At 41.7% G+C, this 15,817-nt stretch carries 17 protein-coding genes; 3 read left to right on the top strand and 14 right to left on the bottom strand.

Annotation, left to right across the window (positions count from 1 at the left end; translation table 11 throughout):
• Positions 1 to 148: 148 nt before the first annotated feature.
• A complete protein-coding gene (locus tag ACTWP7_RS04265) occupies positions 149 to 373 on the bottom strand; it encodes a DUF3892 domain-containing protein (RefSeq protein ID WP_443122132.1) in 225 nt (74 codons plus the stop codon).
• A 121-nt stretch (positions 374 to 494) separates the two neighbouring features.
• On the opposite strand from ACTWP7_RS04265, the gene ACTWP7_RS04260 reads away from it, so the two are divergent.
• Both ACTWP7_RS04260 and ACTWP7_RS04255 read left to right on the top strand, forming a co-directional pair.
• Complete coding sequence (locus ACTWP7_RS04260; protein ID WP_014643671.1) at positions 495 to 737, top strand: hypothetical protein; 243 nt, start codon at positions 495 to 497, stop codon at positions 735 to 737.
• Between the two features lie 121 nt (positions 738 to 858).
• Complete coding sequence (locus ACTWP7_RS04255; RefSeq protein ID WP_443122131.1) at positions 859 to 1,488, top strand: LysE family transporter; 630 nt, start codon at positions 859 to 861, stop codon at positions 1,486 to 1,488.
• On the opposite strand, the gene ACTWP7_RS04250 is transcribed toward ACTWP7_RS04255, so the two are convergent.
• The 8 genes from ACTWP7_RS04250 to ACTWP7_RS04215 all read right to left on the bottom strand — a co-directional run bounded on the left by ACTWP7_RS04250 (position 1,471) and on the right by ACTWP7_RS04215 (position 10,929).
• A complete protein-coding gene (locus ACTWP7_RS04250) occupies positions 1,471 to 2,802 on the bottom strand; it encodes an amino acid permease (RefSeq protein ID WP_443122130.1) in 1,332 nt (443 codons plus the stop codon). The two genes, ACTWP7_RS04255 and ACTWP7_RS04250, sit on opposite strands and share 18 nt — an antisense overlap.
• A 1,134-nt stretch (positions 2,803 to 3,936) precedes the next feature.
• Positions 3,937 to 4,089: a small acid-soluble spore protein P gene (locus ACTWP7_RS04245; protein ID WP_041601354.1), complete on the bottom strand. Its 153-nt coding sequence runs from the start codon at positions 4,087 to 4,089 to the stop codon at positions 3,937 to 3,939.
• A gap of 27 nt (positions 4,090 to 4,116) precedes the next feature.
• Positions 4,117 to 4,245, bottom strand: a complete 129-nt coding sequence (locus ACTWP7_RS04240; protein ID WP_014643675.1) for a YpzI family protein — start codon at positions 4,243 to 4,245, stop codon at positions 4,117 to 4,119.
• 81 nt (positions 4,246 to 4,326) lie between these two features.
• Positions 4,327 to 5,571: a DNA polymerase IV gene (locus ACTWP7_RS04235; protein WP_443122129.1), complete on the bottom strand. Its 1,245-nt coding sequence runs from the start codon at positions 5,569 to 5,571 to the stop codon at positions 4,327 to 4,329.
• Between the two features lie 123 nt (positions 5,572 to 5,694).
• Positions 5,695 to 6,822: a M20/M25/M40 family metallo-hydrolase gene (locus tag ACTWP7_RS04230; protein ID WP_443122128.1), complete on the bottom strand. Its 1,128-nt coding sequence runs from the start codon at positions 6,820 to 6,822 to the stop codon at positions 5,695 to 5,697.
• Positions 6,823 to 6,891: 69 nt separating this feature from the next.
• Entirely contained in the window at positions 6,892 to 8,385 is a 1,494-nt protein-coding gene (locus tag ACTWP7_RS04225) for an acyl-CoA carboxylase subunit beta (protein WP_051005644.1), read from the bottom strand.
• Positions 8,386 to 8,445: 60 nt separating this feature from the next.
• Complete coding sequence (mce, locus tag ACTWP7_RS04220; protein WP_443122127.1) at positions 8,446 to 9,258, bottom strand: methylmalonyl-CoA epimerase; 813 nt, start codon at positions 9,256 to 9,258, stop codon at positions 8,446 to 8,448.
• A 15-nt stretch (positions 9,259 to 9,273) separates the two neighbouring features.
• Positions 9,274 to 10,929 carry an acyl-CoA mutase large subunit family protein gene (locus ACTWP7_RS04215; protein ID WP_443122126.1) on the bottom strand — a complete coding sequence of 552 codons (1,656 nt, stop codon included), beginning with the start codon at positions 10,927 to 10,929 and terminating at the stop codon, positions 9,274 to 9,276.
• Between the two features lie 178 nt (positions 10,930 to 11,107).
• Here ACTWP7_RS04215 and prli42 point away from each other — a divergent pair, with 178 nt between their 5' ends.
• Positions 11,108 to 11,248, top strand: a complete 141-nt coding sequence (gene prli42 / locus ACTWP7_RS04210) for a stressosome-associated protein Prli42 (protein WP_014643681.1) — start codon at positions 11,108 to 11,110, stop codon at positions 11,246 to 11,248.
• A 60-nt stretch (positions 11,249 to 11,308) separates the two neighbouring features.
• Here the strand turns inward: prli42 and ACTWP7_RS04205 are convergent, their stop codons facing one another.
• From ACTWP7_RS04205 to ACTWP7_RS04185, 5 genes are all read right to left on the bottom strand, one after another.
• Positions 11,309 to 11,830, bottom strand: a complete 522-nt coding sequence (locus tag ACTWP7_RS04205; RefSeq protein ID WP_443122125.1) for a L,D-transpeptidase — start codon at positions 11,828 to 11,830, stop codon at positions 11,309 to 11,311.
• Between the two features lie 56 nt (positions 11,831 to 11,886).
• Complete coding sequence (locus ACTWP7_RS04200; RefSeq protein ID WP_443122124.1) at positions 11,887 to 12,825, bottom strand: aromatic acid exporter family protein; 939 nt, start codon at positions 12,823 to 12,825, stop codon at positions 11,887 to 11,889.
• Between the two features lie 78 nt (positions 12,826 to 12,903).
• On the bottom strand, positions 12,904 to 13,335 hold the full coding sequence (locus ACTWP7_RS04195) for a BrxA/BrxB family bacilliredoxin (protein WP_014643685.1): 432 nt from the start codon (positions 13,333 to 13,335) through the stop codon (positions 12,904 to 12,906).
• A 148-nt stretch (positions 13,336 to 13,483) separates the two neighbouring features.
• Positions 13,484 to 14,803, bottom strand: a complete 1,320-nt coding sequence (locus ACTWP7_RS04190; RefSeq protein WP_443122123.1) for a dihydrolipoamide acetyltransferase family protein — start codon at positions 14,801 to 14,803, stop codon at positions 13,484 to 13,486.
• A gap of 16 nt (positions 14,804 to 14,819) precedes the next feature.
• Positions 14,820 to 15,803, bottom strand: a complete 984-nt coding sequence (locus tag ACTWP7_RS04185) for an alpha-ketoacid dehydrogenase subunit beta (RefSeq protein ID WP_422168490.1) — start codon at positions 15,801 to 15,803, stop codon at positions 14,820 to 14,822.
• Positions 15,804 to 15,817: the final 14 nt, after the last annotated feature.

The following is a 15,817-nucleotide window of genomic DNA, read 5'->3' as shown; positions in this document are numbered from 1 at the left end:
TGAAGGAGATTCAAAGAATCCTTACAACCGTCGGTGCGACGGGGCTAGCCTAATCATTTGAACGAACCGTTAGGTTCGTGCTCTTAGGAATCCCCCAACTTCAAGGAGTGTCAGCGAGTAAGTGGGGTTAGTTCAATTATACCTTAAATTAGAAAAATGGAAGATTATCTAAATTATTGTCAATCTTCCCATCAGGCTGACTGCGAAGATGATCTTCTCCATCTTTACCTCGGATCAGATTCACATGCTCCAGTTCTCCATCTCTGGCCATTTGATGAGCCTCGTGATAGTCCACTATTCTGCCTGATGATAACTTCATTTCCACAATACTTCCCTCTCCATTTTTCCTAACTGCGATGATTTGTTCCGCCATGTCAATACCTCCTTTTTTCTAGTATGTATCCATTCTAATGAATTATAATGATTAAACGATTTAAGGGGTATAAATAATGAAATTATAGTTAAATTAACGTTAAGGATAGGAGGAAAAAGCCATGCCCCTCAATCATTTTGAACACGTAACAGAACAGTTGGCCCAGGCTAAACAAGCCGTTGAACGTATGCAGGAGAATCAAACCGGTTTTGCAGAAGCACAGCAGCATGTGAAGATAGCTGAAGAGGCTCTCAATGAACTAATACATGACCCTGACTTAAATTCTAAAACTGACCAGAAAGAAATTCAGCGGGCTAGCGATTTGCTTCGTCTAATTGTGGAAACCTATCAGGCTTCCAACTGAATGTATAAACCACTGTGTTAGAAAACAGTGGTTTATTTACATAACTTTCCTTATCTACGTTACATAACCTTTTACGTCACTGAATATATTTAGGACAAGCAATTTAAGAGGGAGTGTCGTAATGGGGGTTTTTGTTAGTTACATTTTACTAGGGTTATCGCTTGCTGCTCCAATCGGTCCTATTAACGCTGCACAAATCGACCAGGGGATCAAGAACGGTTTCCTGCATTCCTGGGCAATTGGGTTAGGATCTATTGTTGCAGATTTATTGTTTATCCTTTGTGTATTTTTTGGAGTGGTCCATTTTTTAGAAATTCCTTTGATGAAATCATTTCTGTGGTTATTCGGAGCGTTTGTATTGTTTTATACGGCTTTCGAAAGTTTTAAAGGTACAAAAGAAATTGGAATTGGGGAGTTAAGAAGCAAAGAATCTTTAAAGAAAACATTCACGAATGGCTTCCTGCTGGCCATTACTAATCCGTTATCCATTCTTTTCTGGCTGGGTATTTATGGGAGCATTCTTGCTGACACCATTCATCGTTATAACTTGGCCCAGGTTCTGCTTTATGGAGGTGCTGTCCTTCTAGGTTTAATGATCTGGGATGTATTCATGGCTTCTGTGTCAAGCGGCTTTAGAAAAGTATTAACACCCAGCCTGCTTCGAGTAATCTCAACTCTATCAGGTTTAAGTTTATTAGGATTTGCTGCTTACTTTGGTTTTCAAGCATTCAAATTACTCTTCCACTTCTAAATGCTTCCATTTATTTTTCATAAACATAGTTACAATACCTATAACCAGTAAAAAACCTAAGCTTACAAAAAAACCAATTCGACTTGTTTTATTTAATAATGTTCCCGAAACTGCAAGCAAAATCAAAACTAGTCCTATTAGTCGTTTTACACGTTTAAATGAAGTTAACTCCATAATTTTATTATATGAGAACAGGATAAACAGCCAGATGTATAAAAGCATGAGGCCTGCTGCTGTGGTTAAGTATTCATATATCTTCTCCGGGAGCAGTAAAGCAACTATTATTGAAGCAATTAAGCCACCGATAGTCAGCAGTACGGCATAATAAGGAACTTTTCTAGGACCTGTCCTAGAAAAGAATTTAGGAGCATCTCCATCCTCTGACAACGAGGTTAATATGGTTGTGATTCCGTACAGTGAGGCTACCATAGTGGAAAAACCTCCAATAATTAAAGCTCCGTTAAATGCATGAGGCACAAAAGATAGATCATACTTACTTAGAGCGGTAATGAATGGACTTTCATCCCCATTATATTTAGTATAAGGCACAAGCCATAAGGCGAGACCTATGGATACTACATAAATAGTTGTGAGTAATGAAAGCATAAATGTTCCCGACTTAGGAGCATCTTTCGGATTTTTTAGTTCATTCGCCATAATACCCATAACTTCAATTCCGCCAAAACTGTAGAAGACGTAAATAGACGCAGCCCATAGCCCGGTTATACCGAGTGGAAGTAATCCTTTATTATCCCATGTGAATGAGGGGTCAGGCTGGCCGCCTTTTAAAAATCCCCCTACAGCTAGAAAAGCAATAATGATAAACATTAAAATTGCCGCTATTTTCATAACGCCAAATATATTTTCAAATCGTTCAAACCCCGACACACCGGTAATAATAACCCCGATTCCCAAGACCCCAAATACACTTGAGGAAACCCAAAGCGGGACATCAGGGAACCAAAATTGAGCAAAGATGGCTAAAGCTGTCAACTGGCTCCCCATTATAAGCAGTTCAGAAGACCAGTACACCCATCCGTTGCTAAAGCCTGCCCATCTCCCATAAGCTTTTTTAGCATAAGCCCGAAAGGAACCTTTCTGAGGATCCTCGGCTGTCATAGCTGATAAGGCATCAAATACTACATATGTTCCGATAGCAGCAAGCAAGAAGATGAGAAGTACGGCTGGCCCCCCTCTTGTTATTGCCAGAGCAGAACCAAGGAAAAAACCCGTACCAATTGTGCATCCTACTCCAATTAAAGAAAGCTGCCACCACTGAATCTTTTTATTATCAATTCTCTCTTTTTTGTCCATTCGGGGTTAATCCCTTCCAATTAAGTCAAATCGCGAAATCACATTTACGTTGCAATTTGAAAATAGTATATGTCATACTACTGTTCTCATACGAGAGATAACTGCCGAACTAATCCTGTTAAGGCTAGTTATAACTTATTAAAGATAAGCTCCTCTTTGTGGAAGACTCAGTTTCGAGATAACTCGGGTCCATTGCCAAAAAAGGATAGTGCGGCTACGGAAACAACTCGTCTTGTTCCATCACCCAGACACTCGAGACATAAGCCGCTCATCAACGGATTGAAAAACCACAATCCTTTTGATGGTCGGCTTATGCTGGTCGTGTCTTTCGGGGTGATTCCACATTTGAGGCCCTACACGACGTAGGGTCGATCGACGTTGCCACAGGACGTGGCGACCTTAGTCGATCCTCCTTTTACCAGGAGCTTCCTAGCTCGTTTCACTCCCTGCGGGATCTCACCTAGCTCCTTCTCCCGTTCTTACACTCAGGATAGGTGTATCATAAACCAATGCCTAAACGGCGTGGAGTGCTATCCAGCTCCAGCACCTAGCGTCTAGTGAGACTTCCCTCACTTCTGTACGATAAGGCAACATCGAATCGCTCCGCTCTTCGTGTTTTCTTTATCTCCGCCAGCTCAGTCCAGTCCATACGACGCTGACCAAGGTGCTTACGCTTTTAACCTGGGAGTCTCGTCGTTTCCACCGCCACCCCAATGATATCTAGTGAACGGACCTTGCTATAGAAGACAGGAGCCAAGCTGTATCTGCCTCAAATGCTTCTATAACAGGGTTCCTACACGTAAACACACGTGAAAACCAGTGTGGATCTCGTTCATGGGAAGGCGATTATGGAAAGATTTTCGAGCTCTCCATAAACGCAAAGGGGCGGAAGGGAACGGCGAAGACTCCTGCGGGATGAACATGATCGGTGAGATCCCGCAGGGCTGTTAAGCCCGAGGAAGCTCACCACATGCCCGCGGAAAGCGAGCCGTTCCCTGGAGCTTCTTTCTCCAGACAATATCTCGAAACGGAGTCTTCCACAATCCGGCCCTTTAGTTTAATAATGTTATTATGAAATACCTGCATGAATGTTTAATGAAACCAGTATAAAAGGCAGCAGAGCTGCCTTTTATACTACATATCATGCGAGGTTTTCTGATTTTGACGGGAATGGTTTTGGTTTTTAACTTTATGGGATCCCTCTATAGGAGTGCCATAAGGCTGGTCGGGTCCTGTTGGCAAATTAGGTTTAGTTTGCTGTTTAGGTCCTTTTTTCCTTGGTGACATCACTTTACCCTCCTAATCAAATTAAAGTTATTTTCGCTTTCTAGCTTCTTCTGGACCTTCCATAGAAGTAGCCCCCGGATAGCTTAATGGCTGATCTCGATCAGATTCAACTTTTCTTGATTTTTTTAATTTCTTCTCTTGTCGATCTTTACCCATGTAAATATCCTCCCTTCACTCTTAGTATGAGAAAAGAGACAGGAGTCATACTCTCCTGTCTCTTTGTAATTTCTGTGAGTTTTATTTTTTAAAATCATCCAGAAAGTCCTTTTGAAAGCTGGTGGTAACCGTGTTATTCTGAGGAGCTGACAACGGCTGAAATGGGTTGCTTCCATACTTTTCAGTTAGATCATCTATGGCCTTATATAACTTCTCTTTGCTTGCATATTGTTCATAATTAAATAAATCGAGCTGCTGGGTAATTTCGGATTTTTCAGCTAGATCTTGAGCTGTTACTCCAAGAAGGCGTATTGGTTCCTGATTCCAATGTTCATCAAAGAGCTGTAAAGAAACTTGAAACAAATCTTCGGCTGATTGAATGAACTCCTTTAATTGCCGGCTTCTTGTAACGGTTTTTCTGTCATGATAACGAATCATAAGCTGTACATTCTGTGCGAGCACTTTTTTATTTTTCATGCGTGCTTCCACTTTATGTGTTAACTTTCGCAGCACACTGCGCACTTCCTGATCATCTGTAGTATCTTCGGGTAAAGTAGTAGAAGTACCGATACTTTTAAATTCATGAACCGCATCAGGATCAACAGGGCGCTGATCATCGCCATTTGCACGATTTTGCAGACGCTCCCCATTAATACCTAGCAGGCGCTTTAATTCAAGGACAGGATGTACGGCTAGATCTCCAATTGTTTCTACTTTAATTCTTCTCAGCTTTTCTGCAGTTTTGTCGCCCACTCCATACATTTCTTCAATAGGTAATGGCCATAGCTTATTCTGAAGATCTCTTTTTCTCAGTATCGTAATTCCCATCGGTTTCTTCATATCAGAAGCCATTTTTGCCAAGAACTTATTCGGTGCTATTCCTATACTGCATGGAAGATCGAGTTCATCTGCAATTCGCTGCTGAATCCGCTCAGCGATTTCAGGCGGGGAACCCTGAGAAGAACAATTCGTAATGTCCATGTATCCTTCATCAATGGAAACAGGCTGAACGAGTGAGGTTACATCTGCCAGTATCTTAAACATCTCTTTAGAAGCCGTACGATACCTTTCAAAATTAGGTCTCATGACCATTAATTCAGGGCATAAACGTCTAGCCTCTCCAACAGGCATTGTCGTTTTCACTCCAAATTTTCTTGCCTCATAACTGCTTGTAACCACAATTCCTCGCCGTTCTTCCGGGTTTCCAGCAATCGCAAGTGGTTTTCCTTTTAATTTGGGATCGAATGCCATTTCGACCGAAGCATAAAAACTGTTCATATCCACATGAAATATGACCCGTCCATTTTTAGGATACCATTTAGACACATAAACCCTTCCTTTTTTCGAACTCTTGTTCTTCTATTGTAACATATTTGAAAAGAAAGTCTGAATACAATTAAGTTAACACAAAAAATCCCGGAATTTATCTCCGGGATTTTTTATATTCTATTATTGTTCTGCTGCTTCTTGAATGATTGCTGTTACAAATTCAGCTATTTTTTCCAGTTCAGCAACCGGAATGCGTTCATTTTTGGTATGAATTTCTTCATAGCCTACTGATAAATTGACAGTTGGTACGCCGTAGCCAGCAATAATGTTGGCGTCACTGCCACCTCCACTTGTCAGAAGCTGGCTTTCCCGACCAATTTTAGAAGCAGCTGAGCGGGCGATTTCTACTACCTGGTCGCCTTCCTTCTGTTTGAAGCCTGGATACATGATTTCAACATCCAAATCGACTTCTCCTCCCATTTCTTCTGCTGTTTCATGAAAGGCTCTCTTCATTTTCTCCACTTGTTCCTGCATCTTTTCAGGAACTAAAGAGCGGGCTTCCGCTAATATTTCTACGTGGTCGCATACAATATTCGTCTTCTGTCCGCCTTCGAAACGACCAATATTGGCTGTAGTTTCCTCATCAATACGACCAAGAGGCATCCTGGCAATTGCTTTAGAGGCGAGAGTAATTGCAGAAACTCCTTTTTCAGGAGCGACGCCTGCATGGGCTGTCTTCCCTTTCACCACGGCATTAATTTTCGCCTGCGTAGGAGCGGCTAAGATGATATTTCCGACTGCCCCATCACTATCGATGGCATAACCATATTTAGCTTTTAAAAGTGAACTGTCCAGTGCCTTCGCTCCTACAAGTCCACTTTCTTCTCCAACCGTGATAATAAATTGTAAGTCTCCGTGTTCTACACTCTGTTCTTGTAGGGAACGGATCGCTTCTAGAATTGCTGCTACTCCGGCTTTATCATCCGCTCCAAGTATGGTTGTTCCATCACTTACAACATAACCATCCTTTACGGAAGGATTTACTCCGTTTCCAGGAACCACAGTATCCATGTGAGAAGTAAAATATATAGGATCTGCTTCTTTTTTAGAACCTTTTAAGTTGCAGATTAAATTGTTTGCTCCGTGACCGGTAATAGACTTGGCATCATCTTCCAAGACCTCAAGTCCAAGGTCCTGAAATTTTTTCTTGAGAACTTCAGAAATCTCAGCTTCAGCTCCCGTTTCAGAGTCCACCTGGACTAATTCTAAGAATTCTTCAAGTACACGTTCTTTATTAATCGTAACCATTTCATTGTCCTCCTTCGTATGTAAACCATATCCTATTAGTACGTTAGCTGAACTAAGAGGTGGTGTCAATTAAAGAGGGATGTTCCCATGTTTTTTATAAGGACGGTCTTCATGTTTATTTTTTAACATATCTAGCGCCTTAATTAATGTAATCCTCGTTTCCCTCGGATCAATCACATCGTCAACCATGCCGAGTCCGGCTGCTACATAAGGATTAGCAAACCTTTCCCGGTATTCATCGATCTTGCTCTTCCGTGTTTCTTCAGGGTTTTCACTTTCCTTTATATCTTTGGCAAAAATAATATTTGCTGCGCCTTCAGGTCCCATTACGGCTATTTCGGCATTCGGCCATGCATAAACAAGATCCGCACCAATGGACTTACTGTTTAATGCCACATAAGCTCCTCCATAGGCTTTACGGGTAATCACTGTAAGTTTTGGAACGGTGGCTTCGGAATATGCATACAAGATCTTCGCTCCATGTCTTATAATGCCACCGTGCTCCTGTTTGATGCCAGGGAAAAAGCCGGTTACATCTTCGAAAGTAATTAATGGAATATTGAAAGCATCACAGAAACGAATAAATCGAGAAGCCTTATCGCTGGAATCAATATCAAGACCGCCGGCCATGTATTTAGGCTGGTTACATACGAGTCCTACTGTTTTTCCATTTAAACGAGCAAACCCTACCACTATATTTTTCGCAAAATCTTTATGGATTTCAAAGAATGACCCTTTATCCACTACTTCATCAATGATAATCCTTACGTCATAAGGACGCAGTGGATCGAAAGGAATCTTATCCGTTAGGTCAGGTAGATAATCATCTTCTTCCCTTACTTCCGCTTCTGGAGGTTTTTCTTTGTTATTTTGAGGGAGATAGCTGACTAAGTCTTTAACTGCGTCGAGAGCAGCGGCTTCATCTTCCGTCTTTAAATGAGCGTTTCCGCTCAATGTATTATGAACCTTAGCCCCGCCAAGGTCCTCAGAGGATATTTGTTCACCTGTAACCGTTTCAATTACTTTTGGACCGGTTATGAACATTTGAGAGGTTTTTTCCACCATAATGACAAAATCGGTAATGGCAGGTGAGTAAACCGCTCCACCCGCACACGGTCCCATTATTACGGATATTTGAGGAATGACTCCTGAATAAATAGAGTTACGGTAAAAAACTTGACCATAACCATCCAGAGAGGATACTCCTTCTTGAATTCTTGCTCCTCCTGAATCATTTAAACCAATGAAAGGAGTTCCGTTTTTAACGGCTAGATCCATTACAGCTGCTATTTTCTTTGCATGCATCTCACCGAGTGCCCCACCATATACGGTGAAATCCTGAGCAAATAAATAAATATCCCGTCCGTCTATCTTTCCAAATCCCGTAACTACTCCTTCACCTGGAGCTGTTTTTCCATCCATTCCAAAAGCATCATGGCGGTGTTCAATAAATGGATTCAATTCAATAAATGAATCTTCATCAACAAGGTAATCAATCCGTTCTCTCGCTGTCCATTTTCCTTTGTCATGCTGCTTATCTATTCTTTCATCCCCGCCCCCCATCTGAACCTGACGGCGTTTATCGTAAAGTTCATTAATTTTATCGAAAATATCCACAGCTGATCACTCCTCCGACTTTGGTTGACATAGCTCATAAAGCACACCATTGGCAGCTTTTGGATGTAGAAAAGCAATTTGGCTTTCATGAGCTCCTGATTTTGGTTCTTCATGAATCAAGGGGATGCCCTGTTGTTTATATTGTTCCAGACGAGTATGAATATCATTGACTTCCAGAGCAATATGATGAATTCCTTCGCCCCTTTTATTCAAAAAGGATTGTATAGCCGATTGGTCACTAAGAGGCTCAAGAAGTTCAATTCTTGTTTCACCAACATTTAAAAAAGCTACTCTTACTTGCTCGGAATCTACTTCTTCTACAGATTCAAGGTCAAGACCAAGTGTATGCTGATAAAATGGAAGGGCCATGTCAATACTTTCTACGGCAATTCCGATGTGCGAAATCTTCTTAGGTGTTTGCACCGTTTCCTTGTGAATCAATTGCTTAATATATACAGCGATCGCATCAGTTGGGGAGCCGCTGGTAAATATCTTGGCAACCCCTTTTGATTCCAAATAGGGAATATCCTCCGCTGGAATTACTCCGCCTCCGATGACGGGGATGTCTGCTGCTTCTTGCTCTTTTAATGCCTCGACTACCTTAGGAAATAACGACTTATGAGCTCCTGACAGGGAAGATAGACCAATAACGTCCACATCTTCTTGTATGGCAGCTCTCGCAATTTGAACAGCCGATTGCCTCAGACCTGTATATATAACTTCCATTCCGTGATCTCTTAACGCCTGGGCAATAATTAGAGCACCCCGGTCATGACCGTCAAGACCAGGTTTTGCTATTAAAACTCTTATAGGCTTCATCATCATCATCCTTTCCTACATTCCCGTGTATTCACCGAATTCATCACGCATCACATTTGCGATTTCCCCTACGGTTGCATATGCTTTAACCGCTTCTACAATACGAGGCATGACATTGTCGTTTGAACGGGCTGCTTTGCGCAGCTCTGCCAAGCAGGTCTCCACATAAGAATCATCTCTCGTATTTCTAACGTGCTGAGTTTTATCGATTTGCGCTTTTTCAAGAGCTTCATCGACCCTCAATAAATCCTGGTGAATTTCTTCATCTAATTGATATTCATTGAGCCCTACTACAATATCCTCATTGGCCTCCAGTCGTTTCTGAGCATCATAAGCAGCTTTATGAATTTCACGCTGCATATAACCTTCCTCAACAGCCTGGACAGCTCCGCCTAGTTTCTTAATTCGATCAATGTATTCGTTAGCTTCCTTTTCAATTTGATCGGTGAGTGCTTCAACGTAGTAAGAGCCCCCAAGAGGATCGATCGTATCGGCAACCCCGCTCTCATTCGCTATAATCTGCTGGGTTCTTAATGCAATTCTTGCTGAATCTTCTGTTGGAAGCGCCAGAGCTTCATCTCTTGAATTTGTGTGGAGACTCTGTGTACCGCCCATAACAGCAGCGAGCGCTTGCAAAGTAACACGAACAATATTATTGTCCGGCTGCTGGGCAGTCAGAGTACTTCCGCCTGTCTGAGTATGGAATCGCAGCTTCCAGCTTTTAGGGTTCTCTGCTCCGTAATGTTCTTTCATAATTTTTGCCCACATTCTTCTTGCTGCCCTGAATTTAGCCGCTTCTTCGAAAAATTGATTATGAGCATTGAAGAAGAATGCCAGCCTCGGTGCAAACTGGTCCACTTCCAGACCTGCTTCAATGGCAGCATCTACATAAGCCATTCCGTTAGCGAGTGTAAAGGCTACCTCCTGCACCGCTGTAGAACCTGCTTCCCTTATGTGATACCCCGAAATACTGATGGTATTAAATTTAGGCAAATGAGTTTGACAATAAGCAAATATATCAGTGATTAATCTCATTGAAGGCTTTGGCGGATAAATATACGTGCCTCTTGCGATATATTCTTTCAAAATGTCATTTTGGATTGTACCGGTAAGCTTTTCCGGTTTCACCCCTTGTTTTTCTCCTACTGCAATGTACATGGCAAGCAAAATAGAAGCTGGTGCATTTATGGTCATGGATGTGCTGACTTGATCCAAGGGAATCTCATTGAAGAGTTGTTCCATATCATGAAGAGAATCAATGGCTACTCCTACTTTACCTACTTCTCCCTCTGCCATTGGGTCATCCGAGTCATAGCCTATTTGAGTAGGAAGATCAAAAGCTACTGACAAACCTGTCTGCCCCTGCTTGAGTAAGTATCGAAAACGTTCATTTGTTTCTTCGGCTGAACCAAACCCAGCATATTGACGCATGGTCCAGTAACGGCTGCGGTACATAGTGGGCTGAATTCCTCGTGTATATGGGTACTGTCCTGGAAAGCCAATTTCCTCTATGTATTGATCCTCACTTTGGACAGGTTCATATAAACGGTCAATCTCTAATTCAGAACTTGTTATAAATGATGGTTTACGTTCCGGGAAACGTGCCGTAGTTTTTTCGACATCTTTTTCCCACGCTTCTTTAGAATGATTATATTTAGATGAACGGGTCATATTAAAATGCCTCCTCTTATCAGTAAGTCCCTCTCTAGCATACCAGAAATAAAGCGCTTACCTACCTAAAAATTAGTAAAATTCTCATTTATATTGTAATTGATTTCCGGCCCTTGTCCAAATGAATGTTTTTCGATAGAATGTTGGGTAGGATGGAGCAAGAAGGAGGTTAAAAACCTTGGCAGCAAACAATAAGCAGCATCAACCAACGAAAAAGAAGAAATCTAAGCGAGAAAAGCGTACGAAAGCCGTAATCTATTTGATGATCCTTTCTATGGTTCTGTCGACTCTCTTAGCTGGTGCTTCATTTTTCTTATAACGTTTTCAGGAAAATATAAAAAAAACGGCTGGAAGCCTAATTAGGCTTCCAGCCGTTTTTTTATGTGGCAGGGTTAAGCATTCTGTTCAATCCATCTCTTATCCACGAGTCATAAATGCTTTTCATTTCGTCATTGCTTTTCACAATAACCACTTCGGATTCTAATGAGATAATATCAAACAGTTTTTCTACATCTTTGTTTTGAAGTCGGATACAGCCAGCCGATACTGACTTACCAATTGATTCAGGCCGGTTAGTGCCATGTATTCCATAAATTCTTCCATCGGTACCCCGGGCATCAAATCCAATCCAACGACTCCCAAGGGGATTTTCTTGCGCTCCACCGGGAATATTCTTTCTACGATAGTAAGGGTCTTTGGCTTTAACTTTGACATGAAACTGACCTTCCGGGGTTAATTCCGAAGTTTTGCCTATGGCGGCCGAGGCGTTAAACACCTCATGTCCTTCTTCAAAGACAGAGAGTTCATGTGTTGCTTTATTAACTATGATCACTGGTTCTTCATTGACTTGCGGCGGGAGTAATGGGAGGAACATCATCATGACTAACATAGTCAAATGCATAAGTCTCATCCTCTTTTAGTTCAAGTTTTCCCCTGTTTATGAGGGTTATACATAAACTAAAAAGAGCTCTTAAAAATTAAATACTGTTCAATTTCATGCAATAGATGAAAGAGGCTAGCACGTGCTTCAAATTCTTCTCTCGTTTCGGGAAGCTCGTCCTCACGGAATTCCTCTTTCATATCGTTTAACTGCTGCAGAAATAGTACAGCCGTATTTCCAGGATGAACAGCCTCGGCTAGTTCGTCAAAGAAATCAGCAATTCTACCACCGTGTTTAGACGGAGGAGTAATACGACTAACCAGGGGTAGCATTCGCTGTAACAAATCAAATTGTTTTGTCCTCATGTGAAAATAATGATAATGGCGATTATGAATCCGCAAAAGATGATTTTCTACATCTCGAAAAGCCAGTGATGTAGCTTTCTCCAGAATCTCTTCCGTATCCGTCATTTCTTTTCCTGTCCAAGAATCCCTGCCTTCTCTTAAGTAGGTCGCAATCTCTTTAAGAATTACCCTGAAATTTTCTTCCACTCTTTTCTGATAATCCTCTAATTTATTTTCTAAACTCGGCATATATAAATTTAATAGGAGAGCCGTACCAATACCTACAATAATTAAAATGATTTCGTTCCAAATAATACTCCATCCAATATCACCAGAGATATACAAATGGAGAATAATAACCGAACTGGTGACGATTCCCTGTGTTAACTTTAAACTTACAGTCACCGGAATAAATGCAAAAAGCATCAAACCAATAGCAATTGGATTATAGCCAATGAGCAATTCAAAGAATATGTAGGAAAATCCCATGGCTATCAAGCAGGCAGAAAAACGGTACCAGGAAGTTAGAAAAGAGCGCTTTCGGGTGATTTGGATACAGAGAATGGTTAATATTCCGGCTGAAACAAAGTTATCCAACTGAAGCAGCTGTGCAATCCAAATGGCGATTGGCGTACCAAGCGCTGTTTTTATCGTACGATAGCCGATTTTCAAATCTTTTTTCACCTCGATACTTGTAATTTATATCAAAAAAGGGACCTTTGTAAGTACAAAGATCCCTTAAACGTATGATTATACTTCTTCACAATACTCATCAAAGCTGCGTTGAAGCTTACCGATGACTTCCATTGGCTCAAAACCTTCGATATCATGACGTTCGACCATTGTCTGGATTTTTCCATCTTTTAATAGTGCAAATGAAGGTGAGGATGGAGGATAACCTTCAAAATATTCTCTTGCACGGTTGGTAGCTTCCCGGTCCTGACCTGCAAATACAGTAACCAGCTGATCCGGCCTTTTATCATAGTGAATGGCATGAGCTGCTGCCGGACGAGCAATACCTCCAGCACAACCACAAACAGAATTAATCATAACTAGTGTTGTGCCTTCTTTATTTAAAGCTTCATCAACTTCTTCGGGTGTCGTTAATTCGCTGTAACCAGCTTGTCTGATCTCATCGCGCGCTTTCGTTACAACATCGTTCATGAAAATATTAAAATCCATGTAGCATGGCTCCTTTATTAAGTACTAGAGTCATTTTACCAAGATATTCATCGTCTTTCAATCCAATTGAGTTAACCGGATCAAAGGTTATTTGGATATACGATAAAAGCTGCTCCCATATAAACACTTAGGAACAGCTTTCTTATTATTAATAGACTGAAGTATTATCTTCAGACATTTTTTCTAGAATTTCCTTAACACGTGCCAGGAAATTACCTGCAACCAGTCCGTCCAATACCCTGTGGTCTAAGGAGAGACAGAGATTTACCATGTCACGAGCCCCGAACATGCCATTCTGATATACAGGTCTTTTCACAATGGATTCCACCTGAAGAATAGCTGCCTGCGGATGGTTAATTACCCCCATAGATTGTACAGAACCAAAGGACCCCGTGTTATTGACGGTAAATGTGCCGCCTTCCATATCTTTAGAAGTCAACTTACCATCTCTTGCTTTAGCAGCTAAATCAGTAATATCTTTGGCAATTCCTTTAATGCTCTTTTCATCAGCATCACGGATAACGGGTACAAATAGTTGATCTTCTTTAGCCACAGCAATATTTAAGTTAATGGCTTTTCGCTGGATGATCTTGTCTCCGCCCCAAGTGCTATTTAACTGCGGGTATTCTTTTAAAGCTTGGGCTACAGCTTTTACAAAGAAAGCAAAGTAGGTTAAGCTGAACCCTTCTTTTTCTTTAAATTGTTTTTTCTTTGCATTCCGAAGTTCCACTAGATTAGTAACATCTACTTCTACCATCATCCACGCATGCGGAATTTCAGTTTTAGATTTTACCATGTTTGCTGCAATCGCTTTACGAACGCCGTTGACAGGGATTTCAATATCCCCTTCTGCTGCTTGTACATTGGAAGCGGCAGCAGCTGGTGCTTGTTTTTCAGAAGAAGCAGCGGCAGGGTGAGCAGAAGGCTGTACATTTTCCTCGGTATTTTCCTCGGCTTGTGGAATTTCGCCGCTTTCAATAATTTTCTCGATGTCTTTACGCGTGATCCGCCCTCCACGACCTGACCCTTCAACTTGATTTAAATCAATGTCATGATCTTGAGCAAGAGTCATGACAGCAGGAGAGTAGCGCTTTTTATTTCCTTTATCCTGTTTAGGCTGCTCGGATTTTTGGGAAGTAGTTGTCTTCTTCTCTTCTTGTTTCTTTTCTTGCTGGACCGGCGCTTCTTCTACTTTAGATTCCTCCGGCTTTTCTCCAGAAGTTGAGCCTTCTACCTCTATGTGGCACATTAGATCACCAACGGCCAGGGTCTCCCCTTCTTCCGCTACAAGTTCTTTTATTACCCCTGTGAAAGAAGATGGTACTTCTGCGTTCACTTTATCAGTCATAACTTCAGCTATTGGATCATATTTATTTACTTGATCACCAGGCTCAACCAGCCAAGTACTGATAGTACCTTCTGTGACACTTTCTCCAAGTTGAGGCATATTGATCTTTTCTACACCCACACGAACTCCTCCTTAATTAAAATTCAGCGAGATCCCGCATTGCTTTCTCTACTTTATCTGGATTCATCATGAAAAACTTTTCCATTGTCGGTGCATAAGGCATAGAGGGAATGTCAGGACCTGCAAGACGCTGCACAGGTGCATCGAGATCAAATAAGCAATTTTCACTGATGATCGCCGATACTTCAGATATAATTCCGCCTTCTTTGTTATCCTCTGTAACTAAAAGCACCTTTCCTGTTTTGGAAGCGGCTTCAATAATACCTTGCTGATCCAATGGATAGACGGTTCTTAAATCAAGGATATGAGCGTCAATTCCTTCTTCCGCTAACTTTTCAGCCGCCTGCAGCGCAAAGTGCACACACAGACCGTACGTAATAACGGTAATATCTGAACCTTCTCTTTTCACATCCGCTTTTCCGATAGGTAGTGTATAATCCTCTTCAGGAACTTCTCCTTTAATCAAACGATACGCTCGCTTGTGTTCAAAGAATAGAACAGGGTCATTATCACGGATGGAAGCTTTCAACAGCCCTTTCACATCGTATGGAGTTGAAGGCATTACAATCTTTAACCCTGGCTGGTTTGCGAAAACAGCTTCCACAGATTGCGAATGATAGAGAGCCCCGTGCACACCACCGCCGTAAGGTGCACGAATCGTCATTGGCACACTCCAATCGTTATTCGAACGATAACGTGTCTTAGCAGCTTCTGAAATGATCTGGTTCACAGCGGGCATAATAAAGTCAGCGAACTGCATTTCTGCTACCGGTCTCATGCCATACATAGCGGCACCAATTCCAACTCCCGCGATTGCAGATTCAGCGAGCGGTGTATCAAGAACGCGATCTTCTCCAAACTCATCATAGAGCCCGTCTGTAGCGCGGAAGACCCCGCCTCGCTTACCTACGTCCTCTCCAAGCACGAAAACTTTATCGTCCCGCTTCATTTCTTCTCTTAAAGCCTGCGTTACTGCCTGAATATAAGATATAACTGCCATTTTTATTCCCCCTC

Source organism: Halobacillus sp. B29 (assembly GCF_052246755.1).
Taxonomy (GTDB): domain Bacteria; phylum Bacillota; class Bacilli; order Bacillales; family Halobacillaceae; genus Halobacillus; species Halobacillus halophilus.
Note: the sequence above shows the minus strand (reverse complement) of the source record. Positions and strands in the feature narration are given on the sequence as shown.

What these genes read in the sequence shown, in the direction of transcription:
- ACTWP7_RS04255 (WP_443122131.1), top strand. Translation starts at nt 859, where the DNA reads ATGGGGGTTTTTGTTAGTTACATTTTACTAGGGTTATCGCTTGCTGCT.
- ACTWP7_RS04195 (WP_014643685.1), bottom strand. Translation starts at nt 13,335, where the DNA reads ATGGATTTTAATATTTTCATGAACGATGTTGTAACGAAAGCGCGCGAT.
- mce (WP_443122127.1), bottom strand. Translation starts at nt 9,258, where the DNA reads ATGAAGCCTATAAGAGTTTTAATAGCAAAACCTGGTCTTGACGGTCAT.
- ACTWP7_RS04240 (WP_014643675.1), bottom strand. Translation starts at nt 4,245, where the DNA reads ATGGGTAAAGATCGACAAGAGAAGAAATTAAAAAAATCAAGAAAAGTT.
- ACTWP7_RS04265 (WP_443122132.1), bottom strand. Translation starts at nt 373, where the DNA reads ATGGCGGAACAAATCATCGCAGTTAGGAAAAATGGAGAGGGAAGTATT.
- ACTWP7_RS04225 (WP_051005644.1), bottom strand. Translation starts at nt 8,385, where the DNA reads ATGGGGGGCGGGGATGAAAGAATAGATAAGCAGCATGACAAAGGAAAA.
- ACTWP7_RS04205 (WP_443122125.1), bottom strand. Translation starts at nt 11,830, where the DNA reads ATGCATTTGACTATGTTAGTCATGATGATGTTCCTCCCATTACTCCCG.
- ACTWP7_RS04215 (WP_443122126.1), bottom strand. Translation starts at nt 10,929, where the DNA reads ATGACCCGTTCATCTAAATATAATCATTCTAAAGAAGCGTGGGAAAAA.
- ACTWP7_RS04230 (WP_443122128.1), bottom strand. Translation starts at nt 6,822, where the DNA reads ATGGTTACGATTAATAAAGAACGTGTACTTGAAGAATTCTTAGAATTA.
- ACTWP7_RS04250 (WP_443122130.1), bottom strand. Translation starts at nt 2,802, where the DNA reads ATGGACAAAAAAGAGAGAATTGATAATAAAAAGATTCAGTGGTGGCAG.
- ACTWP7_RS04260 (WP_014643671.1), top strand. Translation starts at nt 495, where the DNA reads ATGCCCCTCAATCATTTTGAACACGTAACAGAACAGTTGGCCCAGGCT.
- ACTWP7_RS04185 (WP_422168490.1), bottom strand. Translation starts at nt 15,803, where the DNA reads ATGGCAGTTATATCTTATATTCAGGCAGTAACGCAGGCTTTAAGAGAA.
- ACTWP7_RS04245 (WP_041601354.1), bottom strand. Translation starts at nt 4,089, where the DNA reads ATGTCACCAAGGAAAAAAGGACCTAAACAGCAAACTAAACCTAATTTG.